Below are 25,164 nucleotides of genomic sequence, written 5' to 3'. Positions count from 1 at the left end.
GCGGGTGAGATTCTCGGCGCCATACGTTTGAGCGGGCCAGGACCACCACATTGGTCCTGGCCCGCTCACCGACTTCAGCGGAAACACCTACAGCCGGTCGACGCGTCGCCTGTCTGGGCGAAGGCTACGCGACGTAGTCGCCGATAAGGGGGCGGTCGTGGGTGTACGGCGCATCGAGGGCGTGCGCATCGATACCGAGCCCCTCAGCTGCGGCGCGGATCTCGGCGCCGTGTTCCGTCGCAATCCGAACAGCTTCGATGTTCTCGAGCAGACGCTCGGGACGCGTCGCGCCGAACAGCAGTGAAGCAACCTGCGGATTCGTCAAGCACCATGCGAGTGAGAACTGAGCTGGCGTAATCTCGAGGCGCTTCGCGGCCTCGAGAATCTGGGGCACAGTGTTCTTGATCTGTTCGCGGATATCCCCGACGTCGATCCCGATATGACGTTCTGGGTTAAGCACCCCAGCGAGAATTCCACCCTCCATGGTGTCGGATGCGTGGATGCTCATTCCGGTCTGCTCGACAACCTGGCGGTATTGCTCTTCGACGACGTTCCGCCGAACGATGGAGTACTTGAGCTGTGCGAGGGCGGGCCCCTGCACCCCGTTCGCGGTTGCATGCTCGTGAGCGCGCATCAGGTCTTCAGGGATCCAGTTCAGCGCACCCCAACTGCGTGCTCGCCCATCAGCGACGATCTCGGTGATTTCATCGACAAGCTTCTCGACGCTCATACCCGGGCGAGGGTGTTCGATGATCAACGTGTCGACAAACTCCTCGTCGATACGACGCAACATGCGATTGGCTTGGTCACTGAGCGTCTCCTCGGGGTAGGAGAAGTACCAGAGTTTCTCAGCGATCTGGTAGTCATCGCGCTTCGCGCCGGCCTCTCGAATCAGCCGGCTAAAAATGAGTTCGGTATGCGGCGAGTTCCGGTAGTAGGCCACGTCGAAGAATGTGAGTCCATTGTCAAGCGCTGTGCGAACCAGCTCGACCCCGGCCTCGAAGCTCAGACGAGAGTACGTATACCAAGACCCAAGCGATAGCCGTGATACCTCGACATCAGTGGTTCCGAGTCGTGCGGTGTTCATAGATTCTCCTTCTCTGTTTTCTGTTGAGCTGCGATGAGCTTGGCAACGAACCGGCGCGTTCGTTCTGACTTTGGGGCCCGAAAGATCTGCTCTGGTGGACCGGATTCGACGACCTGGCCGCGGTCCATCACCACCACCCCGTCGGAGATCTCTTGAGCGAGACTCATCTCGTGAGTGACGATGACCATGGTCATCCCCTCGGCAGCGAGGCTGCGAATCACATCGAGTACTTCATCGACAAGTTCGGGGTCCAGCGCACTCGTCGGTTCATCGAACAGCATGATCTCGGGTCGCATAGCGAGCGCCCTGGCGATCGCCACGCGCTGCTGCTGGCCGCCAGATAGCTCGGCAGGATAATGATTCGCGTGCCCGGCAAGGCCGACTCGACTCAGTTCATGTTGGGCGAGCGCGCGTGCCTCCGCCTGGGGCAGGCGGCGAACCTGGGTCGGGCCCTCCATCACGTTTTGGAGGGCAGTCATGTGGGGGAAGAGGTTGAAGTGTTGAAACACCATCCCGAACGAGCGTCGCTGCCTGACGACGTCTCTCTCACGCACACGCATGAGTTTGCCCCGTACAGTCTCGATTCCCAGCACCTCGCCGCCATGACGGATCTCGCCGCCATCGATTTCTTCCAGCTGGTTCAGGCAGCGAAGCAACGTGGATTTCCCTGACCCCGATGGGCCGATGATGCTCAGCACCTCGCCCCGATGCAGGGTGAGATCAACGCCCTGCAGCACGGCGACGTCGTGGTACTTCTTGATGAGTCCGCGGACTGTCACAACTGAGTCGCTCATGCGGGAACCTCCAGCGTCTTGAGCTTGCTGCGACGAACGAAGCCCTTTGAGTAGTGCTTCTCAAGTGCGCCCTGTCCGACCATCGCAATGCTTGTGAGGAGCAGGTACCAGAGGCATGCGACGAGCAACATCGGGATCGTCTGGTACGTGCGTCCATAGACAAGCTGCACGGAGGTGAGAAGCTCAGTGAAGCCAATAACGGAAACCAACGACGTACTCTTGAACAGCGTGATGAGCTCGTTGCTGAGCGGCGGGATGATCACCCGGATGGCCTGCGGCATGATGATTCGTCTCATCGCCTGCGCGCGAGTCATGCCGATCGCACCGGCGGCCTCGTACTGTCCTTTGGAGACCGAGAGAATGCCCGCACGGTAGATTTCGCCGACGTACGCTGCCTGGATGAGTGTCAGACCAATGAGTGCGGCCGTGAACTTGTTGATCACGTCGTTCGTCTTCACGGAGAAGAACGTCACGTCGGTGAAAGGAATGCCGACTGTAAATTCAGGCACCAGCGCCCCCATGAAGAAGATGAAGAGCAACACGACAAGCGCAGGGATCGCACGCATCAACCAGATGAAGGCTGTGCCAGCCAGGCGGAACGCGGGGTTCTCTGACATGCGCAGGAACGCAACAAGCCCGCCGGCGACAAGCCCTGTGATCGCTGACAGCACGGTCAACCAGATGGTGTTCATCACCCCACGCAGAATCTCGGGCTTGAAAAGGTACTCGGCGACCACGTTCCATTGCCACCCCGGGGTCACGATCATGAACCTGGCGATGCCGAAAAGTACTACGGCGCCGACACCGCCCCAGATCCACCACGACAGGCGCCGTCGGCCGATGTCGGGGGTTGTCAGGTCAACCTCAATCGGCCCGGTGAGGGCCGGTTGCACGGAGGTAGTCATTAGAACTCTGAACCGTTAACCACGATCTCGTCGAGCTCGAGAGACTCGCTCCCCCACCGCTCGAGAATTTCGTGGTAGGTTCCGTCTTCGTGCATGCTCTGCAGCGACGCACGCACCGCTTCGACCATCTCTGGCCGGTCAACGGAGACTGCCACCCCATACGGCGCGTACCACATGAGCTCACCCACGAGCTCGAATACACCAGGCGTCTCGGCGAGAATGACGTTGATCGGCGAGATGTCGGACCATGCAACCTCGGCCTGCTGCGACTGGACAGCGAGCACTGCCGCCTGCACCGTGTCGTAGGGTTGCACGTCGATGGGGTCCTTGCCCGCATCGACGCAGGTCTTGTTCTCTTCTTCAGCGCGGGTCTGCTGGATCGAGCTAATCGTGACCGCAAGCGAGTGGCCACACAGCGTGTCAACCCCAGTGATGTCTGTCGGCGCGGCCGCATTCCCGATAAGCGCCGTTCCACCTTTGAGGATGTCAACGAACGATGCCGTCCCGCGCCGCTCGATGAAGTCGCCCGAGGCGAGCGCAGCGTCATAACGACCTGATTCAACTCCAGGCATTACGCCACCGCCGGAGACCTGCTCGATCTTGAGCTCGAGACCAAGGCGGTGCGCGTACTCCGCGGTGAGATCGGCGACAATGCCGATGATCTCACTGTTCCCCTCGGGCACGTACTGCAGCGGGGCAACCTGCCCCGACCCGGCCGCGATCCAGACACCGTCCTCATCAGCAGGGACGAGGTCTTTGAGCGAGCCGAACTCGCCCGTGGGTTCGCGTAGCTCAGTTGGCAGGGCGAAGGCGCTCGTTCCCTCTCCTTCGCCACCGTCCGCCAGTTTCCCGCTGTCAGTTGCGGTGCAGCCCGCAAGCATGAGTGCGGCAGCTGCCGCGAGCGATGAGATCTTCAGTGATCGTTTGATAGTCATGGGTTCCTCCTTTGCAGCCCAAGTCAGGCACCTCAAAGTATTCAACCCTTTGACTAATTAGTCAAGACTTTGTTTGTTATATTTATGCAGTGAGTTCCTCGCGGCACAACCGCAACACACCTCACCTCTTATACGATCAGTGAAACCCAGAAAGGTGACGCGATGTGGATTGACGATGCGGGCACTCAACGCGACGATGCGGTACTGCCCGACTGGTGGTTCACGCACTTTGCGTACTCCCACCTCCCCGAACATTTCCCCGGAGTCGACGCCGACGCATCGCGCCTCGTCATGCGCATGCGTCGCGCAACAGGAACAATGGGCGAGTTCGCCCGGGCCGAGCACGGCTCACGCAGCACCGAGTTATCGACCGCTGGCCAGCGCATCATGCTCACTCTGACTCTTTGCGGCCCACTCACCCAGTCAGAGATCGCGGACCTTACGGGAATGAGCCGCGCAGCTGTCTCTTCCGCCGTGCGTACCCTGTTAGCCGACGGCATGGTCAGCCGAGAGACCTCACCGCATGACGGACGGGCAGTCGTGCACACCGCAACCGAACACGGAAAAAGCACCTATCAGCGGGTGTTTCTTGAGCGAAATCGACGCGAGTCACAACTCCTACAGGCCCTCACCCCAGAAGACCAGCGGCACCTCATGGACATACTCGAGAAACTCATGCGCGTCGCGGCCGAAGAGACTGGCCAAGGCATCACCAGGGCCCCGACGGAGCCCTCGCGGTAGACCACCAGGTTCCAGAGCGACAGACACACAGGGCCAAACCTGCTCATGAGACTACCCCCGCAGACTAAACTCGCACGATGGTCGCATTGGATCGCGACCCGCAACTAACACGAGCACGGGCCGTTGCTCAACCGCTCCGCTCTCAAGAACTCGCCTAACAGCGTGCGCGGACTGGCCAAGTCCCTGGCAGTGGCGTAGCTCGAGTTCCGTCGATTTGTTGAAGGGTCAGGCGGAGTACGTCGGGGAGTTTCCCGTCGACGCGGTCCGGAAGCCTGTCGAACTGGGCGTTCACGGTGGCAACGTCGGGTTGATCATCGACGGAATGCAGCATCACCTTGACCGCGGGCCACAGAGATTGCAGGGTGACGATCATGAGGTTCGCGGCGTAGTGGGTGCGGCAGCGTTGCCAGACCGAGCCGAGCAGGCTCGCCGCGATCACTTCGACAAAACCAGACTGGGCGCCAGAGGCGACCAGGCGGACTTCGCCGAACCCGCAAGCAACAAGGTCGGCGAAGATACCGCTCCAGGCCGCCCCGGCCCCACTCGTCGCGACTCGCAGCCCGAGCGCTTCACGGCGCCCACCCCGTCCGCCATCCGGAACACCCGCGACTTCGACAGCGAATGGATCCCGATAGTGTTCACCAGATTGTCAATCCGGCGAGTGGAGTCGCCGGCAAGGTAGCGGCTCGCGACGACTGCGATCAGCGCGGCCCCGGCGCGTTTGCGACACTCGAACAGCCATTCCGGAAGTAGCCCCCGGTGCGCAGCTTCGGGATCGCGAGGTCAATCAACCTGACCCTGGCATCCAGATCGCAGGGTCGGCACCCTTTGCGCTACGCAGTGCGCTCCAGGGACGCCTTGTTCCATTCAGCGCCGCAGCTCAAGTTCAAATGCCAGACCAGGCCGGACCACCCTCAGTGGTACAATAATCCGGTACGTGTTGACGAGCGGAGGCACAGTGTCAATCTCAGCAAGCGAAGCACGCAGGTCCCTCTTTCCGCTCATCGAGCGCGTGAATGCAGACCGCGAGGCGGTAGAGATTGTTTCTCGACGGGGCAATGCAGTGCTGATGCCCGCCGACGAGTACGCGGCGTGGCAAGAAACCGCTTACCTGTTCGCATCCCCGGCGAATGCGCGACGGCTTCTCGATTCATACGAACGCGCCCGGAGCGGCCACACCGAGGATCACAAACTCGACCGGGGCGAGTAGATGAGACTCGCGTGGGATCGGTCGGCCTGGGAGGACTACCTCTATTGGCAGGCCACCGACCGACGCACGATGAAACGCATCAACGCGCTCATTGATGCATGCTTGCGCACGCCGTTCGAGGGGATTGGCAAGCCAGAGCAACTGAAGTACGGAGCGCAAGGCGCCTGGTCGCGTCGCATCACAGCAGAGCATCGGCTCGTGTACCTCGTCGAGGGAGACCTCGTGATCATCCTGCAGGCCCGATACCACTACTAGCGAGAACGCCAAGTAAAGCGCGAATACATCGCAACCCAGGCGAGCACCACCCCACCCATTGCGTTCTGTACCACTGTCGTAATACAGTGGTACATTACGGGCACGAGCCCACGGTGGAAGGATCAACGCATGCATCCCAATGAGCCCCAAGCCGCGCTCAGCGCGACGGGACTCTCGAAGCGATTTGGAGACTTCCAAGCAGTCTCTGGCGTGACGTTTAAGGTCCGGCGGGGGCGCGCGTTCGGGTTGCTCGGACCGAACGGCTCGGGCAAGACGACAATCGTGCGCCTCCTCAATGGGGTGCTCGCCCCGACGGCGGGCAGCGTCGAACTGTTCGGCGAGCCGCTCACTCAGGCGTCTGGCGACAGACTGCGAGAGCGCGTTGGCGTGCAGACCGACACGAACCTCTACGAGACGCTGTCAGTGCACGAGAACCTGAAGATCTGGGGCGAGCTGTACGGCGTGCCGAAGGCGAAGCTGCCTGGCCGCATCACCGAGCTCCTCGAGGTGTTGGGCCTCGCCGACAGGGCGAACTCGCTTGCCGGCACCCTGAGCAAAGGCATGCGGCAAAAAGTGGCTGTCGGCCGCGCGATCATCCACGAGCCCGAGCTCTTGTTTCTCGACGAGCCGACCGCTGGCCTCGACCCCGAGGCGTCGCTCGAGCTCATCGACTACCTCAAGCAGATGATCGCATCGCTCAAGACGACCCTCGTCATCTGCACCCACCAGCTTCATGGGCTCGAGGAGCTGTGCGAGGATGCGGGCTTCCTCATGCACGGTGAGATGGTCGCGCAGGGCGCGATCGGCGACCTGATCGACGACCGCTGGCCGGGCAAGAGAGTCACGGTACAGCTCGGGGACTCGGGCATCACTGGGGCAGCCGCTGCGGCGCTCGTGAGCGACGCGGTTCGCGCGGGCACGGCGATCCCGGAGCCCGACGGCTCGCTGGCACTCACCGTCGCAGACGATCACGCCGTCGAGGCCGCTGTTGCAACGCTCGCGGCAGGTGGCGCTGCGATCCGCGCCGTTGTGCCCGAAACCCCTACGCTCGGCGACCTCTACTTCGACGTCATCAAGACACACCGGGAGGATGCACGATGAACCGCCAAAGGATCCTCACGATCGCCCGCAAAGACCTCAGCGAGGTGCTCCGCAACAAGCAGACTCTCGCACCGCTGCTTGTTGTGCCGATCATGTTCGCCGCGATCTTCCCCGCGGCGATTGCGCTGCTCGGCAGGAGCCCGATACCGACGGCGTCGGTCAACGGCCTCGACGCATTCCTCGACAACATCCCGGAGGGCGTGCTCCCACCCGACCTCGACACCGGCGGGGTTGTCGTCTACGCGGCGCTCACCTACTTCATGGCGCCACTGTTTCTCTTGATCCCCGTGATGGTTGCTTCGGTCGTCGCAAGCTCAAGCTTCGTCGGCGAGAAAGAACGACGCACGCTCGAGGGCCTGCTCTATACGCCCGTCACTAACCGGGAACTCGTGCTCGGCAAAGTACTCGCGTCGCTCGTTCCCGCTGTGGTCATCACCTGGGGATCGTTCGCCATCTACACTGTCATCGCGAACGTGCTCGGCAACCCTGTCGTCGGGCGCACATTCTTCCCGAACCCGACATGGCTGATCGTCGTGTTCTTGCTCGTGCCAGTCATAGCGTTTCTTGCGATCACTCTGATTGTCGCGGTGTCGGGGCGATCGACAACGGTGCAGGGGGCGCAAGGGATCTCGGTGCTCGTGCTGCTGCCCGTGCTCGCACTCGTCATCGGACAGGCGACGGGCCTCATGCTGTTCGACGCACCCATCGCGCTCATCGCCGTGGTCGTGATCGCCGCGATCGACGTCGCAGTGTTCCTCGCGGTGGCAAAGACCTTCGAGCGTGAACGCCTTATCACGAAGCTGACCTAGCGCAGGTGCGCTACGGCTCGAGAAGAGCCGCGAGGTTTGCCAGGGAGGAGGTGAGCCCTGCAGCGTGGTCGCGCGCACGAATTCCGGCGGGAACGTTGCGTGCAATGACTTCAACGATGGTCCCCTCCGCAACCGGGAGGACCTTCCATTCCATCTGCATCGTGCCCTGAAAAGCAGGGTCCTCTGATTCGAAGTCCACTTCCTGGACGACCCGCTCCCCTGGATCGAGTTGAGTGATTCGCGCTTCCGACACGTCCGAGTCGGCTGACGATTTTCCTGGGGCATCGCCAGCATTCTCGTACGTGAGAACGAGCCTGTACGAGCCCCCTTCACGCATATCAAACCGCTCGAATCGGCCACGCATTCCGCTGGGAGGCAGCCAAGCCGCTAGCGCGTCGCTGCTGGTGAGTGCCGAGAACACTGCATCTTTGCCAGTGTGGAGGAGGAGGCTGGCGCGATCTGTTCTACTCATGCGAACACCCTACGTGTTGCCGCCCGCTGAGCCCAGCGTCGCAGCGTCGCAGCGCCAGGGCCCTAGCGCCCATCCCCTACGCGAGCGACAAGAACAGCTTCTCGAGTTCCTCAGGCTTCGCCGAGTCTTCGTTGTCGGGGTCAGCGAGGCACTCCTGCAGGGCCGTCGAGATCACGAGGAAGCCTGCGCGGTCGAGCGCCTTGGTGACCGCAGAGAGCTGCTGGACGACGTCGCGGCAGTGCGCCTCCCCCTCCACGGCCTCAATGACCGCCGCCAGCTGCCCGTGCGCACGGCGCAGGCGGTTCACAATCTTGCGCTTCGCCTCGGGCGCTCCAGTTCCGGCCGCGACTGCAGGGGCAACCGACGTTGCCTCGTCGCGCTCGGGAATTGCGGTGGTCTCTACTTCTGGCATGGGGCCCTCTCTCAGGATCAGACTTGACCACCAGGATACCCCATGGGGTATAGTTGTGCTCGTCATTAAGATACCCCCGGGGGTATACAATCACGTAGCGGCCCTAGGCCCACGAAGGAGAACTCACATGTGCCGACCGACGAAATGCCGCACCTGCAGCAAGACAACCTGGGCAGGCTGCGGTCAGCACGTCGAGATGGTCAAGATGAGCGTCCCCGCATCAGAGTGGTGCAACGGGAAGCACACGCAGGCGCAAATCGACGCAGCGCAGGCCGCCCGCGGGCCGGGCTTCTTCGCACGGCTCTTCGGCCGCTAATCACACTCCCCCACCAGACACGAAAGGTCAGCAACATGGCCACCACCAATCTCACTGTCGACACGTTCGTCCCTACTGTCGAAGGCGACGGCATCGTCTTCGTTGACTTCTGGGCAGCCTGGTGCGGTCCATGCCGCTCGTTCGCGCCCATCTTCGAGCAGGCGTCTGAAACGCACACCGACATCACCTTCGGCAAGGTAGACACGGAGGCCGAACACGCACTCGCGGCAGAATTCCAAATCACCTCGATCCCGACGCTCATGGTATTTCGCGACGGCATCCTCGTCTTCTCGCAGGCCGGGGCGCTCCCCGCACAGCAGCTCGAGCACCTTATTCAGGGCGCTCGCGACCTTGACATGGACGACGTGCGTCGGCAGCTCGCCGAAGCCGCCCAGTCAGGATCCGCGAACGCTTCCGCCTAGCGACCACTCCGGCGACACCACCCACGTACACACCCAAGCATTCATCTCAAGGAGTCCACATATGTGCGCACGAGTCACCTGCACGACCTGCAACAAGCCGACCTGGGCCGGTTGCGGGGAACACATCGAACAGGCGCTTGAGGGCGTGGCGGTCGCCGACCGCTGCAGCTGCAACTAGGCCAACACTCGATCCCCGCCCCCTGCCGTTCACGGAAGAAGGAACCACCATGCTGCTCGAACGCATCTATGACGAAGACCTCGCCCAGGCAAGCTACTTTATTGGCTGCCAAGCGAAGGGCGAGGCGATCGTCGTCGACCCGCGCCGCGACCTCGACGTCTATATAGAGCTTGCCGCGAAGAACGGCATGACCATCACCGGCGTTACCGAGACTCACATTCACGCAGACTACCTGTCGGGTACTCGCGAGCTCGCTGCGCGCACCGGCGCCACGATGTTCGTCTCGGACGAGGGCGGCCCCGATTGGACCTACGGTGCGGGCTTCGACTCCGCCGTGCGTATGAAGCACGGCCACAGGATCACGCTCGGCAACATCACCGTCGAGGCGGTGCACACCCCGGGCCACACTCCCGAGCACCTCTCCTTCCTCGTCACCGATGGGGCACAGTCTGACGAGCCCGGCTTCATGCTGACCGGTGACTTCGTGTTCGTTGGCGACCTCGGAAGGCCAGACCTGCTCGACGAGGCTGCCGGCGGGGTCGACACGAGGTTCGCGGGCGCGGAGGATCTGTTCGCAAGTCTCCGCGACCGTTTCCTCACACTCCCCGACTACGTCCAGGTGCTGCCCGCGCACGGCGCTGGTTCGGCCTGCGGCAAGGCGCTCGGCTCGGTGCCGTCGACGACAGTCGGCTACGAGCGGAACTTCTCGTGGTGGGGAAAGTATCTGCGGAACGATGACAAGCGGGGATTCGTCGAGGAACTGCTCAGCGGCCAGCCAGACGCGCACGCCTACTTTGGTCGAATGAAAGTGCAGAACAAGCTCGGCCCGGCAGTCATCGGCGCTGCCCCGGAGCTCACCGAGTACTCGGTGACCGAGCTGGCTGCCGCCCTCGCAAACGACACCGTCATCTTCGTCGACACACGAAACCACGACGAGGTCCACACCGGCACCGTCGAGCGTTCGCTCAACGTGCCCGGCACTCAGAAGGCAGCGAGCTACGGCGCCTGGGTGTACAACCCGGACGTCGAAACCCGACCGCTCGTGCTGCTCGCCGCAGACCGCGACGAGGCAGCGACGCTTCGAGATCACCTCGTGCGTGTCGGGATCGACTCGGTGACAGGTTTCATCACGTCGCTCGCGGGCCTCGAGCTTGTCACGCCTGAGACAGTGGCGCCGAGCGAACTCGCCGGACACGATCATGTGGCCCTGCTCGACGTGCGCAACAAGACCGAGTACGCCGACGGGCACATCCCCGGCGCCGCCCAGCTGTCGGGCGGCCGGCTGCTGTGGAATCTTGCTGAGCTTCCCGAGAAGGGCGCGGGAACCATCGTGACCTACTGCCAGAGCGGGGTTCGCAACAGCGTTGCGGCGAGCGCCCTGCGGCGAGAGGGGTACAAGGTCGCCGAGCTCGATGGCAGCTACCTTGCTTGGAACGCGATTTCTGGCAACCAGCCAGCGGTCGGGCAGCTCCCCTCGTCTGCGGCAGCCTAGAACGCGCCGCTCTGCCAGACTGAGTGGACGCCCCGAGAGGAACCTCATGAACGAAGCACACGAACGCACGGCCGAGCCGATCATCATCGATACTCGCACGCCAGCGGAGTTCGCGGAGGGGCACCTCCGGGGCGCCCGCCTCATCGATTTCAATGGCGGCGAGATTGAAGCAGCAATCCCGGGGCTCGACCCTGCCGCCACCTACTTGCTCTACTGCCGCTCGGGCAACCGTTCTGGCCAGGCCGCGGCGCTCATGAGCGCCGCGGGCTTCACGAGCGCGACAAACATTGGTTCCCTGACCGAAGCGGCTGAGAGTACGGGCATTGACATCGTTCGGTAACCACAGCGTGGACCCCAAACCGACCACCGGATTCGCACGACGCTGCCCCTGACAGCCGCGACGTTGACATCAAGATCCCGACTGCCGCTCAGCCCAGCTAGTAGAGGCTGGTGACGCTTGGAAGGGGTGCTGTATGTTCACCCAGCAACAGCCACCAGGCGCAGGCAGACACTACAGCTCGGAACCGCCAGCCATGCGCCACAGCCTCGAGAACGCGCCGTCTGGCCGCCGGAGCAGCTCGTCGGGTGCACCCTGCTCGATGATGTGCCCGTGCTCGAGCACAACGACTCGGTCGGCGCCGCGCACCTGGTCGAGGTGGTGGGCGATGACGACGGCGGTGCGACCGTCGCTCACGCGCCGCATGGCCTGAGCGAGTGACGCGTCCGAGCCGGCCTGTGAGCCGGCCTCGTCGAGCACGACCACCGGTGGGTCCGCGAGCAGCACCCGGGCAAGCGCGAGTTGTTGGGCCTCGCGGTGGCTCACCGCTGCGGGAAGCGACCCGGCGAGCCCGCCCTCGATGAGCGCGAGGTCGAACCCGACATCGGCGAGCGCCTGCGAGAGTTCACTGTCGGTCGCGCCGGGCGCCGCGATCCTGAGGTTGTCTGCGATTGACCCCGCGAACATGTGCGTCTCCTGCGCGACGAGCAGGGCGGCGGGGCGCCCGCCAGCGCGCGCCTCGTGCGCTAGCATGCCGCCGATGCGCACCTCACCCGCGGTGGGTTCATCGAACCCAGCGATGAGGCGCGCAAGCGTGCTCTTTCCCGACCCGGAGGTGCCGATGAGGGCGACGGTGGCGCCTGCTTGGATCTCAAGGTCGATGCCGCGGAGCGCGGCGCGCCGAGCCCGCGCCCCGTACCTGTAGCTCACGCCGCGGAGCTCGATCGCGCCGTTCGCGACCTCGCTGGCGCTGGCACCGGCGGCTCTGCCTGCTCGCTCCGCGGCGCCAGCGTTCACGACTCCAGTGAGGCGCTGCAGCCCTGCAAGGGCGCGCTGTAGGTCGTCCATGCTCCCAAGCAGATCACCGATCGGGTTGAAGAGCCTGTGGAAGTAAAGCGCTCCCGCCGTCACCGCGCCAACCGAGAGCCCTACCGCAGTGGCGCGAACGAACCCGACGGCGAGCACCGCGGCGAGGCCAACGAACTCCGCGCCGTTCAAGCCCCCAATGAAAATGTTTCGCGCCCTGCCGGTCTCTCTGTGCGTGCGCACCGCAGTGTCGCTCGCTGCCGCTATCGCGGCGAGGTGCTCATCAGCCGTGCCGAACGCGCGCACGGTTTCAGCCCCGGCGACGGCCTCCACGAAGGCGCGCCCGCGCTCCGCCTCCTCGCGCCGCAGCCTGGCGTAGAGCGGACGCGAGCGGCGCATGAAGACGCGCGTGCTGACGATCTGGATCGGGACCGCGACGAGCGCGGCGACCGCGAGCCACGGGTCGAGAACTGCCATGCCAACGAGCGTGAGCACAATTGTAAACACCGCTCGCGCGCACAGCGGGATCACCCCTGAGATCGCCTCAGTCACGGCTTCGACGTCGTTCGTCACCCGCGAGATGACGTCGGCGTCGCCCGCGGCTTCCACACGGCCAAGTGGCAAGCTGAGGGCCGCCTCGAACACGTCCTCGCGGAGGGCGGCGAGCGCGTGTTGCAAGCAGCGGACGAGCAGCACGCCACCGATCCCTTCGAGCGCGGCGGCCAATACGCCTGCGGCCGCGACGCCTGCGACGAGCCATAGTACGCGCGCGAACGGTTCACCGCCGATCACCGCGTCAACGATCTCGCCGAGAAGCGGCGGGATGACGAGCATCGCCGACGTTCCGAGGAGCAGCAGGGCGACTGTCGCGAGCAGCAGCCAGCGCTGCCGCCAGAGGAGTGTCGCGCCGAGCCGAGCCGCGGCTCCCGCCGTCGATGTGGGCAACAGCGCCGCGCTCTCTGTGCCCGTGGATGCGTCCGCCCGTCCGAGGTTTCTCGCACCCATCACCGCACCCCAAACGCGCAGCAGGGGGTGCCCGCATGTGCCGGACTCGCCGCGGCCGAGCAGCACTGCCGCTCGGGTTCAGGGCAGCGCCCGTCGACGACGCGCGAACACGCCGCGAGCAGGGTTCGGCTCGCAGTGACGACGACGACCGGCCGCCCGAGGAGCGCGAGCGACTCTGCAACGCGTTGCTCGGTGATTGGGTCGAGCGCGCTCGTTGGCTCGTCGAGCACGACGACATCCCCCGGGGTGTGCAGCGCACGCGCGAGCAATACGCGCTGCCGTTGACCACCAGAGAGCCTGCGACCCCCCGCGCCGATTTCTTCGTCGGCATCGCCGAGGTGATCAACGACGTCTGCCAAGGCTGCGGCGTTGATCGGCCGCTGCAGGAGGCACCCATCCCGTGCGACGTTCGTGCGCAGCGTTCCGGTGAAGAGTGCGGCGTCGTGCGGGGGCGCAACGACCCGCCGCGCTACGCACTCGGGCCCGAGCTCGCAGGCGCACAGGCCACCGATCCGCAATTCGCCCGGCGCAGGATCACGGCGAAAGCCAAGCGTCGCGGCGGCGGTCCGTGCCTCGGCAGCGGTCCGCACGCGAACCCCAACGAGCCCGTCATCAACGCGCACGGTGAGCGTCTCACCGCTTGGCGCGTCCCACTCGAGCACGGTACCGGCTCCCGGCGCGCGCTCAAGCGCTGCGACCGCGCCAGGGGTTCCGGCTCCCAACGCGTACTCGTCTTCGAGGAGCGCCCGCAGGCGCTTAGCTGAGGCGCGCTTGTGCGCCCAGTTCGCGCCAAACGTGCCGACGTGAGCGAGCGACCCTTGCAGAAACTGCGCGAGGCCGACAACCGTGACCAGCTGACCCGGGGTGATCTCCCCGCGGGTTGCGAGCCATCCAGCCGCGAGCGCGAGCGCGGCGAGGTAGAGCACGGACACCGTCGTGCTAACTGCCTGATAAGTGACGAGCAGTCGCGCGGCGGCGACACCGGCATCCCGCGAGGCAACGCTCGCACGCCGGTACCTGCGCACAATCTCAGCCTGGGCCCCGAGTCCGTGGATCACGCGGAGCCCCGCGAGCGAGTCTGTCGCGACCTCGCTCGCAGTCGCGACTGCCTGCTGCTCCGTCGCCCCCGCGCGCTCAAGCGGCCTGGCGAGCCACTGCATCACGAACAGCACGGCGACGGCACCGAACGCGACCCCGAGTCCGAGCGGCACCGAGATGACGAGAAGTGCGGCTGTGGCTGCGACGACCGCCATGAGTGTCGCCGCCTGCTGCGCTATGCTCCAGGCGATCCCGGCGACTCGGCCGGTATCGCTCGTCGCGATTGACAGTAGTTCCCCGGGATGGCGGCCGGTCCGCAGCCCGCGCGGGTGGAGCGCGCGCCGGGCAGCGAGCAGCCTGAGGTCGTGTTCCCCATACCCAAACACGCTCACCATCGCGAGCGCGGAGCGCTGGTAGCTGAGCGAGAGCACGAGAAACACCGAGCCGAGCACGGCGAGCCAGACAATCAGCGCAGCGAGGCTCCCCGGCCCAATCGCGCGGTCGATGACAACACCGATCAGGATCGGCACTGCCGCCTCCCCCGCCTGATGAAGCATGAGCCCAAGCGTCGCGAGGGCGAGCTTCCGGTCACGCCGGTCACCAGCGAGGGCGACGCGAAGCAGGTTGGGAACCGGCTGCTCCGCTGCCTCTCGCGTCGCGGCTCGCCGTCGAGCCATCAGCCGACGTCTGCCGACATATTGCCTGTGCGATCCTGGGTCCAGTACCCGATCGCGTGATGCCGGTCCCGCGCGAGCCCGAGCCGTGAACGCAGGTCTCGCCGAATTGCCCGACTCGTCGCTGCCTCGCATGCGACCCACGCGTACCACGGCCCGTCCGGGGCGCTGAAGCCTGCGACTTCAGCCGCGAGCGCGCTCGGGCCATGCCCGTTGCCAGATCCGATGATCCAGCGAATCTCGACATCACCGGCGGTCTCGTATTCCTGAATGTCAGCTTCGGTTGGCACCTCGGCGATTGCGAGCACGCGGGCGCCAGCAGGGAGCTGCTCGAGGATACGCCCGAGGCCGGGCACACCCGTCGCGTCTGCGACGAGCAGCTGGAACTCGGCGTCACTGGGAGCCGCATAGTACGACGAGGGTTCCTCGCGCTCGCCAGCCCCAAAGATTCCGATTATGTGTCCGGGCTCCGCCCGTTCGGCCCAGCCCGACGCGAGCCCGCCGTCGTGCACGACGAAGTCAATGTCGATGAGCCTGCCACCATCCCTGACCTGGCGAACCGTGTAGTGCCGCCACGGCGGCTCCTCACCCTCCCACCCGCGACCGTACTCGGGCAGGTTGAACACCTCGATGTTGGCGACGGACTCGCCGGGTGCCGGCAGTGCGATATCGACCCGTTCGTCGCCGCGACCGTAAGTTGGCCAGAGCCAGTCGCCGACGGCTTCGACGGTGATTCGAATCATGTTGGGCGTCAGCCTGCGAGTCTCGACGACGCGCGCTGGTGCGCATGGGATTGCCACGGCTAGCCCCTCCGCTCAGAGGGGGTCGCCACGCGGGGCGGCATAAAACCGGCGTAAATAACGGGCACGAGCGATCCTTTGACATTGATGCGATCTTGGTAAGGGTTGCCTTACTTCACCCACCATAGCGAAGCCAAATATCGCTATGCGGTCAATCTATATCGCTTTTTGTCACGGCTCCCGCAAAGTACGCTGCCGGGGTCGTCCCCACGATGCCACGGAAGTGGCCAATGAAGGTGCTCGGGTTGGAATAGCCGAGGGCTGCAGCCACCGCCGCCACAGTTTGACCGGACGCTAGACGGACAAGTGAGGCCCGCACCCGCGCGCGGATCCGCCACTGTGTCAGTGAGAGCCCGGTCTCGGCGACGAACGCCCGCGTCAGCTCTCGCGGCGGAAGCCCCACCCGCTCTGCCCAGTCGACTGTCGTTTCGAAGGCTCCCGGATCGGCGAGAATTTGTTCGGCTACCGCCAGCAGGCTTGGCGTCACCGGCATCCGCAGATCGACCTGAGCCCCCGGGCTTGGCGTGAGCAACTCGATCACGAGGCGCTGGAGCCGGAGCCGCGTGCTCGTCGGCATCTCAGCCTCGGCGTTGAGCAGCAGCAGCTCTCGGACCGCGGGAATGAGCTCGACGATCATGGCCTCACGGGGAAGCTGCGCAGCAAGCCCAGCCTCAAGAAAAGTCGCGTAGAACAGCGAGTCGGCCGAGGTCTCGATCGTGTGCGGCACCCCACTCGGCACCCAGACCGCCCGCTGCGCCGGCACAGTCCAGACCGAGTCGCCGGCGCGAACTCGAGCGACTCCGGCTGTCGACCAGATGAGCTCGTCGTGCTCGTGAACCTCAGCTTCCCATGCCCGAATGCTGCGGCTCTCGTGGCGCACACTCGTGAGCAAAAAACCACGGATTCGCTGCGACGCCGTCGAGACGTGCGAGACGTTCACCATCACGCGTCTCGCGAGGGCGCCACCCTGCGGCGCAGGTCCTGCTGCGTCACGCCATACATATCGAGGAGCACGCGATACATCGTCGACGCCGACCCAAACCCTGAACGGGCTGCGACCTGGGCGCCGGACAACCCATCGTGCTCGGGGTTCTGGAGCGTCGACCGCGCGATTCGAGCGCGCTCGCGCCGCAGCTCTGCCCCGACGCTCGTCTCGTGATTCGTAAACGCGAGCTGGAGTCGCCTGACAGAGCACCCAACCGCCTCAGCGAGCTCGCGGGTACCGAACCCTGCCTCCCGACACTCCCGAGCAATCACCCCCATCGCGTCACCCCACACATCTTTCGCGCCCTGCGTGGGCTGCGACGACAGCAGCGGGAACCGTCCGCGCAGCAGTGCGCCCGCCATCTCGACCACCACCCGCGACACCGTCGCTGCGTCGCCGGGCCCAACACTTGCCGGCGCCTCAGCGAGCTCGGCGAGGTAGCCGCGCATTGCTCGCTCTGGCAGCGTGAGCTCAGGGTAGACAGTCGCCCCGTCAGGCAGGCGCGGGAGGAACGGGATGAGCGCATCGCGCTGAATCCGAGCGACGAGAAACTTCCAGTCCGTGAGAAATCGCACCCGCATCGGCAGGCCGCTCGGTGCGACGAGCAGCGGGTCGCTCGACTCAAGCCACGCGCCGTCCTCGAGGTACGTGAACGTGCCGCGCGCCACAAACACGAAGTCAATCGTTGGCATGCCAGGCAGCAGCGGGCGTCGCTCAATCTCGGTCGGTCCACCCGAGGCCTCGATCACAAACAAAGGACCAAACGCGTGCACCACGGCGCCAATCGGCATCGAATCGCGACTGCGAGTGCCCTCGCGGTGCAGATCCTGACTCGAAAACGCTGAGACGTCGCGGTCCGCGATCTGGCGCGGGGTGAACTCGGGGGTCATGGACTAACGTTAGCGAACCCCTGGCAGGTTCTGCGCGCGTAATTCTGGTTGCGCGCCGCGTCACACGCCTCAGACGGCCCTCGGGGGATCGAGCTCGGGCGCGAGGTAGTTGATGACGACGAGCTCGAGCTCCCGTTCAAGACCGAGCTCCCGTTCCCGTTCGCCAGCTGCGAGATCGAGCAGGCTCGCAACCGTGTGCACGACGGTGAGGGCGATCGCCGCGGCCCGCTCCACCGGCAGCGCGGGGTTCACCCGCAGCAGGTATGGGGCGATAGCTTCGGCGGTCGCAGCGTTCACATCGTGGTCAAGATGCCACAGCTCGGGCGAGGACTGGAGGGCCCGCCTGATCGCCGTCGCGCCAGAGGTGTCGCGCCGCAGCTGCGCCATCGCGCGGATTGCGCGCGCGACTGGCTCACGCCAGTCGGGCGCCACCCCCAGCTCAGAAAGCTCACGAAGCGCAACGCCTGATCGCTCCTCCTCGATTGATTGCGCGAGCTCGCGCACGATTGCGAATTTGTTCGGGTAGTAGCGATAGAGCGTCGCAATGTTCACCCCGGCGCGGGTTGCGATCGTCGCCGTGGTCAGGCTGTCGAATCCGCCCTCCTCGAGCAGTTCGCTCGCTGCCGCCAAAATGGAGGCGACAGCGGCGCGCCCGCGCGCCTGCTTGGGTGTTTGTCGCTCCACTGCCGTCACCATCCTTCCTCCCCCGGCCCGGTTGCCGCGCGTTTCGATCCATCTTGCCGCATCGGCCCGGACTTCGCGTGGCGCACTGCCCGAGATGCGCTGCAGCGCCTGCGCTACAACACCGGGCTTGACCACTGACAACTTCACGCTCATACTAAAGTAAATATTTACTTACGTTTAGGAGTTTCAATGTCGCAACGCCGCGAAATCCCGCTCTCCGATCTTCACCTCCACGCTGGCACTGAGTTCTTCACCTCCGACTGGCTCGCGATCGACGCCGAGCACCTGTCTGCCTTCGCAACAGCAAGCTATCTCGACGCCGAGCACGCCGATCTCACCGCCTCGAAGAACAATCCCCTGGGTGCGACGCTCGTCGACGGCTTCCTGCTCACGAGCCTGCTCACGATGTTCCACTTCAACAACAGCCCGGTCCGCGGCGAGGACATCTACGGGTTCAACTACGGACTCGATCGCGTACGGTACACGCTCCCCGTCTTCATCGGACAGCAGATCCGCTGCGTCGCAACGCTCGCGGAGGTCACCCCACGCCCCGACGGCACCGTACTCGTCACCACCGACAACACTATCGAGGTGGAAGGCGAGGAGAAGCCGGCCATGGTCGCCAGGTGGCTGTCGCTCTTCGCGACCCGCGACGACGGCACAAACGTCGAGCGCTGAGCCGTGCACGCCACCGCTGCAGTGCCGCAGCCCACGAGCTACCTCGACTACCTCGACCACTACGCGCTCGCGACCCCCGAAGCGGACGCCGTATGGTTCGAGGGCGTCACACTGAGTTACGCCGGCCTCGCCGCTCGCGTCGACGAGCTCGCCGCGACACTTACCGCCATGGGTGTCGCTCCCGGCGTCCGCGTCGCGACGCTCTGCACCCCGCGGCCCGAGTACCTCATCTCCCTACTCGCGACGATGCGCACGGGTGGAGTCTGGATAGGGCTCAACCCGAAATACACACTCTCAGAGTTGCGTCACGTCGCCACCGACGCACGGCCGTCAGTGTTTCTCTCACTCGACGCCGTCGACGGGCGCGAATACGGTGCTGAGATTACTGAGCTCGCGGCGGCGGTCGGCGCCCGCGGCGCGTTCAGGATCGGGCCGCGGACTGTGGCCTCGGCGCTGCAGGAGCTGCCGGAGCTGCCGGAGGCCGCCCCCCTGCCCGCGAGCTACCCCGAGATTCACCCCACCGACCCGGCGACGATCGTGTACACCTCGGGTTCGAGCGGGTCACCGAAGGGCGCGGTGCTCTCGCACGGAGGCCTCGTCTACGCGGCGCGGGTCGAAGCCGACGTGCTCGGCATCCGCGCACCGCGCGTGCCGTGCAACCTGCCGATCAACCACGTTGCCTGCCTTGCAGACCTCACGGGCACCACCCTTGCGGCAGGCGGAATGCTCGCGCTCCTCGAACAGTTCGACCCGGCGAGCCTGCTGGCGCTCGTGCCGGAGCTCGGGCTCACGAACCTCATGACCGTGCCAACCATCTTGCAGCTCATCGCGGCCCAGCCCGAGTTCGCGGCCACCGACCTGACATCGCTGAGACGGGTCGTCTGGGGCGGCGCTCCCCTACCGATCGACGTGATCCGGGCCTACAAAGACCGCGGAATCCCGCTCATGACCGTCTACGGCATGACCGAGACGATCGCCTCGATCACGTTCACACGCGACGGCGACAGCGACGAGGTGCTCGCTGAGACTGTCGGGCGGTTCGACCCCGGCATGGAGGTGCGGCTCGCCGACGAGGAGGGCCCGGTTGCGCCCGGCGCTCAGGGCGAAGTGCAAGTACGACACTCGGGCCTGTTTCTCGAATACTTCGGCAACCCCGATGGCACCTCAGCCGCGTACACAGCGGACGGCTGGTTCAAGACCGGCGACGTGGGCGTCCTTAGAGACGACGGGGCGCTCCGCCTCGTCGGGCGCATGTCAGACATGATCAAGTCGGGCGGCTACAACGTGTACCCGCGCGAGATCGAGCTGCGCATCGAGGCGCACAGCGATGTCGCCCTTGCCGCCGTCATCGGGAGGCCAGACGACACGTTCGGCGAGGTCGGAGTCGCGTACGTCGTCCCCGCGGCGGGGTGCGCGCCCGAAGCCGACGCCCTCCGCGCCTACGCCCGTGAGCACCTCGCCAACTACAAGGTGCCGAAGGAGTTCGTCATCGTCGACGCGCTCCCGCTACTCCCGGTTGGCAAGGTCGACAAACAGCACCTCCGCCGGCTCGCGCGAGCCTGACGCCCCGCAGCACCCACACCCACTAGCGGCTCAACGGAGAGCCGGGATTGAGGAGACATACAATGACGAATATCACCTCCACCGACACCCACATCACGGCGGGCATGCGCCAGGCACGCATCGCCCTGTTCATCGTGTTCTTCGCGCAAGGGCTTGGGTTCGGCTCCCTCTTTGCGCGGCTGCCAACCGTCAAAGCGACGTTCGAATTCAGCGACTCAACGCTCGCACTTATGACACTCGCGCTGCCGCTTATGGCCGGAGTAGCGACGCTCATCACCGGCTCAATTGTGCAACGCGTCCATAGCGACACCCTGCTGCGGCTCGCGATCGTCGCGAACCTCACGGCGCTCGCACTCATCGGGTTCGCCGATTCGTTCGCGCTGCTCATTCCGGCGTGGATCGTGATGGGCATCGCCTTTGGAATGGTCGACGCCACAATGAACATGAAGGCGGTCTCGCTGCAGCAGCGGTACAGGCGCAGCATCGTCGTCGGCTTCTACGCGATCTACAGCGCGGCAGGCATCGTCGCGTCGCTCGCCGCGGCGTTCACCGCCCAGGCAGGGCTACCGCTCTGGGTCTTCTTCGGTGCCGAGTTCATCGTGCTCGTGCCTCTGCTGCTCTGGACGGGCAGGTCCCTCGTGCATGCTCGCGTCGGCGCTGCAGGTTCAGCGGAGACTCGGCCCGGCACCGCGCCGGCACGCGTCAAGGTTCCCTGGCTCCCGGTACTCAGCATCGGCGTCGTCCTTACCTCTGCCTACTTCATCGAATCTTCGGCATCGAGCTGGGGCTCCGTCTACGTGCACGACACGCTCGCGGCCCCGGAGAGCGTCGCCGCCCTCGCTTACGGGGGTTACAGCGCCGCGATGCTCATCGGCAGGCTCAGCGCCGACTGGCTGATCAGGGCGTTCGGCGCGAAGCGCGTGATCCAGGTCTGCGCGCTCATCGCGCTCGCCGGAATGCTTGCGGTTGTCTTCGCCACGGCGCCGTGGATGGCACTCGTCGGGTTTGCGCTCGCAGGCGGCGGCCTCTGCGTGATCGCGCCGCTCGCGTTCGCGGCGGCGGGAACGATCGACGACACGGGCGTCGCCGTGGCGCGCGCGAACACGTTCACCTACGTCGGGTTCCTGCTCGGCGCTGCGCTCATCGGCCCGATTGCCGACCTCAGCTCGATGCGCATCGCCTACATGATCTCGGTTGCGCTCGCTGTCGTGATCCTGTTCCTCGCCCGCGGGCTCGCAGCGCGAATCGAAGGTGCCGAGCAGGCAGCCTAGCCCAGACTGGGACACCGGGGGACGGGCCCTGGCGTTGCGCGCTCGCGCACCGCCAGGGCCCGTCGTACTGCGGCTGGTCTGCCCCTGCGTCTACTCGACTGGCAGCCCCGCGAGGAACTCCTTGGTCGCTGCGACGACTTCCTCCCCCTTCGTGTGGTGCAGGTAGTGGTCGGCGTCGATCTCGAGGGTGACCGCGTAATCGACGGTCGCCGCCTGCGCCTCATGCATGTCGGTCCAGGTGGGGAAGTCTGGGTTGTGCGCCTGATACATGAGCAGCAGCGGCAGGTCCTTCGGGAACGTTTGCCCCTTCGCGGCAGCGAAGTTCTCGGCAAGGTGGTTGACCTCGTCAAGGTAAGTGGGGGCCATGGAGTTGCGCATCGCGAGCACGTCCATGCGCTCGATGTCCTCGGCGGTGTACGCCGGGTTGCCCTCAAGTGGGTTGCCGCCAAGCTCGGTGATCACGCGCAGCAGCCCGAGCCCACGGATCGCAGGGGCGCCCTTGAGGATCCCTGGCACCCTGTCCATGCCTGGCTGCTCGGGCACGGAGGTGTCGATACCGACGAAGGCGGTGACCTCGTCGGGATACGTGTTCGCGTATGCGAGACCGTAGATACCTGTAATCGAGTGCCCCATGAGAATGTACTCGTCGACACCGAAACTCGAGACGGCCTGGTGGATCTCGGCGACGATGTTCTCCGTCGTCCGCGGGGTATCCGCCTGGTCGCTCAGGCCATAGCCGAACGGCTCGACCGCGAGGATCCGGTACTCGTCTTTCAGGCCGTTAATCACGGGCGCGAAGTCGGCGACCGGCGAAGCGGTTCCGGCGCCCGGCGTGAGCACGATCGTCTGCTCGCCGCTGCCGAATTCGGCGACGTTCATCTGTTTGCCGTCGACTTCCACGAGCTCACCATATGGTTCGAGCGCCGCAACCTCGCGCGGGGTCTTCACCGCGTTCACAATAGAGGTCGTGGCGAGTGTCGCCCCGACGAGCCCGACGATGACACCAAGGGTGGTGAGGGTAATTTTGAGTGGTTTCTTCACGGACTCGCTCTCGAAAAACAGGCATTACTTCGGGCCCTAAGCATCGCACGGGCGGACTGGATCTTGCTGGGAGAAATCACCAATTCTCCCTGCAAACTCATAGCCGTTTCACCATTGCAACGTCGCCTCATACCCACAGGGCTACGCTGGGTGCAGGGCGCTCGATCCTGACCCACAGAACGATCACCTCGTACCGCGCCAGTTACCGGCGGCTCCGCGAGCGGCGGCCGCGAAGCCAGGGAAGGAACTCCGTGAATCACTCCCTCCAGTGGATCGCCTCGGATGCAGCGGCACACCTCATGGCACCGACGCCGCGCGACCACAAGTACTCTCGTGGCGTGCTCGGCGTGCGCACGGGCTCCCGCTCCTACCCCGGCGCGGCAGCTCTCGGGGTCGAGGCCGCCTGGCGCGCGGGCGTCGGGCTCGTGCAGTTCACCCCGCAGCTCGGCGACGCGGGCCCCCGCTTCGGCATGCAGTCGCCCGCCGAACTGGTGCTCGCGACACGACCGGAAACCGTTGTCACGCGCGACGCCACGCGGGTGACTGCCTGGCTCATCGGCAGCGGCACCCTCCCAGCCGAGCGCGACGCGACCGAGACCGCAGCACTCACCAGCCTGTTCGGCGAGCAGCGCCCCCTCGTCGTCGACGCCGGCGCGCTAGAACTCTGCCTCGGGCGCCGCGACACCGCACTTCGCGCCGCACCGGTCGCGATCACCCCGCACGCTGGCGAGTTCGCCCGACTCTGGCGCGGGCTGGGCGAACCGCAGCCCACCGACGACGCGGAGGCCGCCGCAGTCCTTGCGGCAAGACTCAACGTCACGGTGCTCTTGAAAGGCTCGGTGACGACAGTCGCTCCACCGGCCGGTCGCGTCATCACCGTCGGCCCGGCGACCCCGTGGCTCGCGACGGCCGGGACGGGCGACGTGCTCGCCGGGATCCTTGGGGCGCTGGCCGCGCGGCACGCAGATATCATCGGCGACCCAGATCACCCCTGGGCATTTGCCGAGCTGTGCGCGACGGCCTCCTTGCTCCATGACACCGCCGCCCGGCTCGCGGCGGGAGCCGCTGGGCCCTCGGGAGCCGCTGGGCCCTCGGGAGCCGTTGGACCCTCGGGAGCCGCTGGGCCCTCGGGAGCCGCGGGCCGACCCATCGTTGCCCTCGATGTCGCGCACCAGCTCCCCGCGGCTGTCGAGCTCCTCGCACGCGCTGGCGCTGCGGCGAGCGCGGAGACCGGCGCAGGGACGGACACAGGGACCGGCGCAAGGACGGACGCAGCGACCGGCGCAGCGACCAGCGCAGAGACCGACGCACGCCGCTAGCCGGGTCGCGTTTACTCCGCGCAGCAGGCCGCGTTCACTCCCTGAGCCCGCTAGGCAGTGCGGAGCACGCCGCGCAGCGCTGCGAGCACGGCCGCGTGCCGCAACCTTTCAGGGTCATCAACGAACGGGCCTTGTAGCACTGAGCCCACGTGGGCCGCGATGATCACCCGGGCGGCCTCGTCAGCGGTGGGCGCGAGGGTTGCGTTGAGCGCCCCGGCGATACGTTCGAGCAGAGGGGTGATCCCTCGCTGGAACTCCTCGCCGTGCTGGCGCAGCACCTCAGCGAGCTCAGGATCCGTGGTAGCGCGCAGCCCGAACAGCGCGCGGAGGGCGTACCACTGCGTGTCGGCGGGGATGACCGCGAGCAGCTCGGAGACGAAGCGTTCGAGCGCGTCCGCCGAGTGCGAGCCGGGTGCGAGGTGCACCTCGAACCGGCTCGTACCGCTGAGCAGATCTGCCGTCTTTCGTTCGTAGAGCGCGAAGAACACGTCTGTCACGGTGCGAAAGTTTGAGTAGAAGGCTCCCCTGGTGAAGCCCGCACGTGAGCAGATTTCGTCGATCGTTGCCGTTGGCGCGCCTCGCTCAGCGAAGATCGCCTCGGCCGCATCGAGGAGCGCAGCGCGGGTGTGTACTCGCGCTCGACGTCTCGCCGGGGCCTCAGCTGTGGCTGCCGACTGAGCCGCAGGCTGAGTCGCGGGCTGAGGTGGCGACTGAGCTGGCGGCTGAGCGGCCGAAGTCTTGATGTCGCCTGGGAGGTTCTCAGCGCGAACTGCCACAGGGGTTC

27 protein-coding genes and 1 pseudogene are annotated in these 25,164 nt (G+C 65.5%); 13 read left to right on the top strand and 15 right to left on the bottom strand.

From position 1 onward, the window contains the following. Nucleotides 1–124: 124 nt before the first annotated feature. The 4 genes from KI794_RS06395 to KI794_RS06380 are packed head-to-tail and all read right to left on the bottom strand — an operon-like array spanning nucleotide 125 to nucleotide 3,721. A complete protein-coding gene (locus tag KI794_RS06395; protein WP_119283021.1) occupies nucleotides 125–1,087 on the bottom strand; it encodes an aldo/keto reductase in 963 nt (320 codons plus the stop codon). Beyond that, nucleotides 1,084–1,881, bottom strand: a complete 798-nt coding sequence (locus KI794_RS06390) for an amino acid ABC transporter ATP-binding protein (protein WP_119283020.1) — start codon at nucleotides 1,879–1,881, stop codon at nucleotides 1,084–1,086. The genes KI794_RS06395 and KI794_RS06390 overlap by 4 nt, the downstream gene beginning before the upstream one ends. Next, complete coding sequence (locus KI794_RS06385; RefSeq protein WP_119283019.1) at nucleotides 1,878–2,786, bottom strand: amino acid ABC transporter permease; 909 nt, start codon at nucleotides 2,784–2,786, stop codon at nucleotides 1,878–1,880. The genes KI794_RS06390 and KI794_RS06385 overlap by 4 nt, the downstream gene beginning before the upstream one ends. Continuing rightward, nucleotides 2,786–3,721 (bottom strand): transporter substrate-binding domain-containing protein, encoded by a 936-nt coding sequence (locus tag KI794_RS06380; protein ID WP_255809531.1) that lies wholly within the window; start codon nucleotides 3,719–3,721, stop codon nucleotides 2,786–2,788. Before KI794_RS06380 ends, KI794_RS06385 begins: the two co-directional genes overlap by 1 nt. A 162-nt stretch (nucleotides 3,722–3,883) precedes the next feature. Between KI794_RS06380 and KI794_RS06375 the strand changes: the two genes are divergently transcribed. Further along, nucleotides 3,884–4,462, top strand: coding sequence for a MarR family winged helix-turn-helix transcriptional regulator (locus KI794_RS06375; RefSeq protein ID WP_119283017.1), 579 nt, complete (start codon nucleotides 3,884–3,886; stop codon nucleotides 4,460–4,462). Between the two features lie 178 nt (nucleotides 4,463–4,640). Here the strand turns inward: KI794_RS06375 and KI794_RS06370 are convergent. Next, nucleotides 4,641–5,337 (bottom strand): annotated as a pseudogene (locus KI794_RS06370) (transposase); the annotation flags it as partial. An 83-nt stretch (nucleotides 5,338–5,420) separates the two neighbouring features. Here KI794_RS06370 and KI794_RS06365 point away from each other — a divergent pair. The 4 genes from KI794_RS06365 to KI794_RS06350 all read left to right on the top strand — a co-directional run bounded on the left by KI794_RS06365 (nucleotide 5,421) and on the right by KI794_RS06350 (nucleotide 7,837). Then, entirely contained in the window at nucleotides 5,421–5,672 is a 252-nt protein-coding gene (locus KI794_RS06365; RefSeq protein WP_119283014.1) for a type II toxin-antitoxin system Phd/YefM family antitoxin, read from the top strand. Continuing rightward, nucleotides 5,673–5,927 (top strand): Txe/YoeB family addiction module toxin, encoded by a 255-nt coding sequence (locus KI794_RS06360; RefSeq protein ID WP_119283013.1) that lies wholly within the window; start codon nucleotides 5,673–5,675, stop codon nucleotides 5,925–5,927. It abuts the gene before it with no gap. Nucleotides 5,928–6,056: 129 nt separating this feature from the next. Beyond that, nucleotides 6,057–7,028, top strand: a complete 972-nt coding sequence (locus KI794_RS06355; RefSeq protein ID WP_255809530.1) for an ABC transporter ATP-binding protein — start codon at nucleotides 6,057–6,059, stop codon at nucleotides 7,026–7,028. Further along, the gene (locus KI794_RS06350) at nucleotides 7,025–7,837 is read left to right on the top strand and encodes an ABC transporter permease (RefSeq protein WP_119283011.1); all 813 of its coding nucleotides are present in this window, start codon (nucleotides 7,025–7,027) and stop codon (nucleotides 7,835–7,837) included. Before KI794_RS06355 ends, KI794_RS06350 begins: the two co-directional genes overlap by 4 nt. A gap of 10 nt (nucleotides 7,838–7,847) precedes the next feature. On the opposite strand, the gene KI794_RS06345 is transcribed toward KI794_RS06350, so the two are convergent. Beyond that, a complete protein-coding gene (locus tag KI794_RS06345; protein ID WP_119283010.1) occupies nucleotides 7,848–8,309 on the bottom strand; it encodes an SRPBCC domain-containing protein in 462 nt (153 codons plus the stop codon). A 76-nt stretch (nucleotides 8,310–8,385) separates the two neighbouring features. After that, a complete protein-coding gene (locus tag KI794_RS06340; protein WP_119283009.1) occupies nucleotides 8,386–8,721 on the bottom strand; it encodes a metal-sensitive transcriptional regulator in 336 nt (111 codons plus the stop codon). Between the two features lie 127 nt (nucleotides 8,722–8,848). Here KI794_RS06340 and KI794_RS06335 point away from each other — a divergent pair, with 127 nt between their 5' ends. The 4 genes from KI794_RS06335 (at nucleotide 8,849) to KI794_RS06320 (ending at nucleotide 11,469) form a co-directional block, all read left to right on the top strand. Beyond that, nucleotides 8,849–9,037, top strand: a complete 189-nt coding sequence (locus tag KI794_RS06335) for a hypothetical protein (RefSeq protein ID WP_119283008.1) — start codon at nucleotides 8,849–8,851, stop codon at nucleotides 9,035–9,037. Nucleotides 9,038–9,072: 35 nt separating this feature from the next. After that, nucleotides 9,073–9,459 carry a thioredoxin gene (gene trxA, locus KI794_RS06330; RefSeq protein WP_119283007.1) on the top strand — a complete coding sequence of 129 codons (387 nt, stop codon included), beginning with the start codon at nucleotides 9,073–9,075 and terminating at the stop codon, nucleotides 9,457–9,459. 227 nt (nucleotides 9,460–9,686) lie between these two features. Further along, the gene (locus tag KI794_RS06325; protein WP_119283006.1) at nucleotides 9,687–11,129 is read left to right on the top strand and encodes an MBL fold metallo-hydrolase; all 1,443 of its coding nucleotides are present in this window, start codon (nucleotides 9,687–9,689) and stop codon (nucleotides 11,127–11,129) included. A 46-nt stretch (nucleotides 11,130–11,175) separates the two neighbouring features. Next, entirely contained in the window at nucleotides 11,176–11,469 is a 294-nt protein-coding gene (locus KI794_RS06320) for a rhodanese-like domain-containing protein (RefSeq protein WP_162921165.1), read from the top strand. A gap of 171 nt (nucleotides 11,470–11,640) precedes the next feature. Here KI794_RS06320 and KI794_RS06315 read toward each other — a convergent pair whose 3' ends face one another. From KI794_RS06315 to KI794_RS06290, 6 genes are all read right to left on the bottom strand, one after another. Beyond that, complete coding sequence (locus tag KI794_RS06315) at nucleotides 11,641–13,437, bottom strand: ABC transporter ATP-binding protein (RefSeq protein WP_255809529.1); 1,797 nt, start codon at nucleotides 13,435–13,437, stop codon at nucleotides 11,641–11,643. After that, nucleotides 13,437–15,152, bottom strand: coding sequence for an ABC transporter transmembrane domain-containing protein (locus KI794_RS06310; RefSeq protein WP_255809528.1), 1,716 nt, complete (start codon nucleotides 15,150–15,152; stop codon nucleotides 13,437–13,439). The genes KI794_RS06315 and KI794_RS06310 overlap by 1 nt, the downstream gene beginning before the upstream one ends. Then, entirely contained in the window at nucleotides 15,152–15,949 is a 798-nt protein-coding gene (locus KI794_RS06305; protein WP_255809527.1) for a siderophore-interacting protein, read from the bottom strand. Before KI794_RS06305 ends, KI794_RS06310 begins: the two co-directional genes overlap by 1 nt. Nucleotides 15,950–16,100: 151 nt before the next feature. Next, entirely contained in the window at nucleotides 16,101–16,892 is a 792-nt protein-coding gene (locus KI794_RS06300) for a helix-turn-helix domain-containing protein (RefSeq protein ID WP_255809526.1), read from the bottom strand. Further along, nucleotides 16,892–17,824, bottom strand: a complete 933-nt coding sequence (locus KI794_RS06295; protein ID WP_255809525.1) for a helix-turn-helix domain-containing protein — start codon at nucleotides 17,822–17,824, stop codon at nucleotides 16,892–16,894. The genes KI794_RS06300 and KI794_RS06295 overlap by 1 nt, the downstream gene beginning before the upstream one ends. A 69-nt stretch (nucleotides 17,825–17,893) precedes the next feature. Next, nucleotides 17,894–18,508 carry a TetR/AcrR family transcriptional regulator gene (locus KI794_RS06290; RefSeq protein WP_255809524.1) on the bottom strand — a complete coding sequence of 205 codons (615 nt, stop codon included), beginning with the start codon at nucleotides 18,506–18,508 and terminating at the stop codon, nucleotides 17,894–17,896. A 189-nt stretch (nucleotides 18,509–18,697) separates the two neighbouring features. Between KI794_RS06290 and KI794_RS06285 the strand changes: the two genes are divergently transcribed. From KI794_RS06285 to KI794_RS06275, 3 genes are all read left to right on the top strand, one after another. Continuing rightward, on the top strand, nucleotides 18,698–19,186 hold the full coding sequence (locus tag KI794_RS06285) for a MaoC/PaaZ C-terminal domain-containing protein (protein ID WP_255809523.1): 489 nt from the start codon (nucleotides 18,698–18,700) through the stop codon (nucleotides 19,184–19,186). A gap of 3 nt (nucleotides 19,187–19,189) precedes the next feature. Continuing rightward, on the top strand, nucleotides 19,190–20,749 hold the full coding sequence (locus KI794_RS06280; protein WP_255809522.1) for a class I adenylate-forming enzyme family protein: 1,560 nt from the start codon (nucleotides 19,190–19,192) through the stop codon (nucleotides 20,747–20,749). Nucleotides 20,750–20,811: 62 nt separating this feature from the next. After that, nucleotides 20,812–22,020 (top strand): MFS transporter, encoded by a 1,209-nt coding sequence (locus KI794_RS06275; RefSeq protein ID WP_255809521.1) that lies wholly within the window; start codon nucleotides 20,812–20,814, stop codon nucleotides 22,018–22,020. Between the two features lie 90 nt (nucleotides 22,021–22,110). Here KI794_RS06275 and KI794_RS06270 read toward each other — a convergent pair whose 3' ends face one another. After that, nucleotides 22,111–23,061: an alpha/beta fold hydrolase gene (locus tag KI794_RS06270; protein ID WP_255809520.1), complete on the bottom strand. Its 951-nt coding sequence runs from the start codon at nucleotides 23,059–23,061 to the stop codon at nucleotides 22,111–22,113. Nucleotides 23,062–23,312: 251 nt separating this feature from the next. Between KI794_RS06270 and KI794_RS06265 the strand changes: the two genes are divergently transcribed. Then, the gene (locus tag KI794_RS06265; RefSeq protein WP_255809519.1) at nucleotides 23,313–24,380 is read left to right on the top strand and encodes an ADP-dependent NAD(P)H-hydrate dehydratase; all 1,068 of its coding nucleotides are present in this window, start codon (nucleotides 23,313–23,315) and stop codon (nucleotides 24,378–24,380) included. Between the two features lie 50 nt (nucleotides 24,381–24,430). Here the strand turns inward: KI794_RS06265 and KI794_RS06260 are convergent, their stop codons facing one another. Beyond that, nucleotides 24,431–25,156, bottom strand: a complete 726-nt coding sequence (locus KI794_RS06260) for a TetR/AcrR family transcriptional regulator (protein ID WP_255809518.1) — start codon at nucleotides 25,154–25,156, stop codon at nucleotides 24,431–24,433. Nucleotides 25,157–25,164: the final 8 nt, after the last annotated feature.

The sequence above is a fragment of the Leucobacter aridicollis genome (assembly GCF_024399335.1).
Taxonomy (GTDB): Bacteria; Actinomycetota; Actinomycetes; order Actinomycetales; family Microbacteriaceae; genus Leucobacter; species Leucobacter aridicollis_A.
The sequence above is the reverse complement of the archived record's forward strand: the minus strand, read 5'-3'. Positions and strand labels throughout refer to the sequence as shown.

What these genes read in the sequence shown, in the direction of transcription:
- KI794_RS06395 (WP_119283021.1), bottom strand. Translation starts at nt 1,087, where the DNA reads ATGAACACCGCACGACTCGGAACCACTGATGTCGAGGTATCACGGCTA.
- KI794_RS06390 (WP_119283020.1), bottom strand. Translation starts at nt 1,881, where the DNA reads ATGAGCGACTCAGTTGTGACAGTCCGCGGACTCATCAAGAAGTACCAC.
- KI794_RS06385 (WP_119283019.1), bottom strand. Translation starts at nt 2,786, where the DNA reads ATGACTACCTCCGTGCAACCGGCCCTCACCGGGCCGATTGAGGTTGAC.
- KI794_RS06380 (WP_255809531.1), bottom strand. Translation starts at nt 3,721, where the DNA reads ATGACTATCAAACGATCACTGAAGATCTCATCGCTCGCGGCAGCTGCC.
- KI794_RS06375 (WP_119283017.1), top strand. Translation starts at nt 3,884, where the DNA reads ATGTGGATTGACGATGCGGGCACTCAACGCGACGATGCGGTACTGCCC.
- KI794_RS06360 (WP_119283013.1), top strand. Translation starts at nt 5,673, where the DNA reads ATGAGACTCGCGTGGGATCGGTCGGCCTGGGAGGACTACCTCTATTGG.
- KI794_RS06355 (WP_255809530.1), top strand. Translation starts at nt 6,057, where the DNA reads ATGCATCCCAATGAGCCCCAAGCCGCGCTCAGCGCGACGGGACTCTCG.
- KI794_RS06350 (WP_119283011.1), top strand. Translation starts at nt 7,025, where the DNA reads ATGAACCGCCAAAGGATCCTCACGATCGCCCGCAAAGACCTCAGCGAG.
- KI794_RS06345 (WP_119283010.1), bottom strand. Translation starts at nt 8,309, where the DNA reads ATGAGTAGAACAGATCGCGCCAGCCTCCTCCTCCACACTGGCAAAGAT.
- KI794_RS06340 (WP_119283009.1), bottom strand. Translation starts at nt 8,721, where the DNA reads ATGCCAGAAGTAGAGACCACCGCAATTCCCGAGCGCGACGAGGCAACG.
- KI794_RS06335 (WP_119283008.1), top strand. Translation starts at nt 8,849, where the DNA reads ATGTGCCGACCGACGAAATGCCGCACCTGCAGCAAGACAACCTGGGCA.
- trxA (WP_119283007.1), top strand. Translation starts at nt 9,073, where the DNA reads ATGGCCACCACCAATCTCACTGTCGACACGTTCGTCCCTACTGTCGAA.
- KI794_RS06325 (WP_119283006.1), top strand. Translation starts at nt 9,687, where the DNA reads ATGCTGCTCGAACGCATCTATGACGAAGACCTCGCCCAGGCAAGCTAC.
- KI794_RS06320 (WP_162921165.1), top strand. Translation starts at nt 11,176, where the DNA reads ATGAACGAAGCACACGAACGCACGGCCGAGCCGATCATCATCGATACT.
- KI794_RS06315 (WP_255809529.1), bottom strand. Translation starts at nt 13,437, where the DNA reads ATGGGTGCGAGAAACCTCGGACGGGCGGACGCATCCACGGGCACAGAG.
- KI794_RS06310 (WP_255809528.1), bottom strand. Translation starts at nt 15,152, where the DNA reads ATGGCTCGACGGCGAGCCGCGACGCGAGAGGCAGCGGAGCAGCCGGTT.
- KI794_RS06300 (WP_255809526.1), bottom strand. Translation starts at nt 16,892, where the DNA reads ATGGTGAACGTCTCGCACGTCTCGACGGCGTCGCAGCGAATCCGTGGT.
- KI794_RS06295 (WP_255809525.1), bottom strand. Translation starts at nt 17,824, where the DNA reads ATGACCCCCGAGTTCACCCCGCGCCAGATCGCGGACCGCGACGTCTCA.
- KI794_RS06285 (WP_255809523.1), top strand. Translation starts at nt 18,698, where the DNA reads ATGTCGCAACGCCGCGAAATCCCGCTCTCCGATCTTCACCTCCACGCT.
- KI794_RS06275 (WP_255809521.1), top strand. Translation starts at nt 20,812, where the DNA reads ATGACGAATATCACCTCCACCGACACCCACATCACGGCGGGCATGCGC.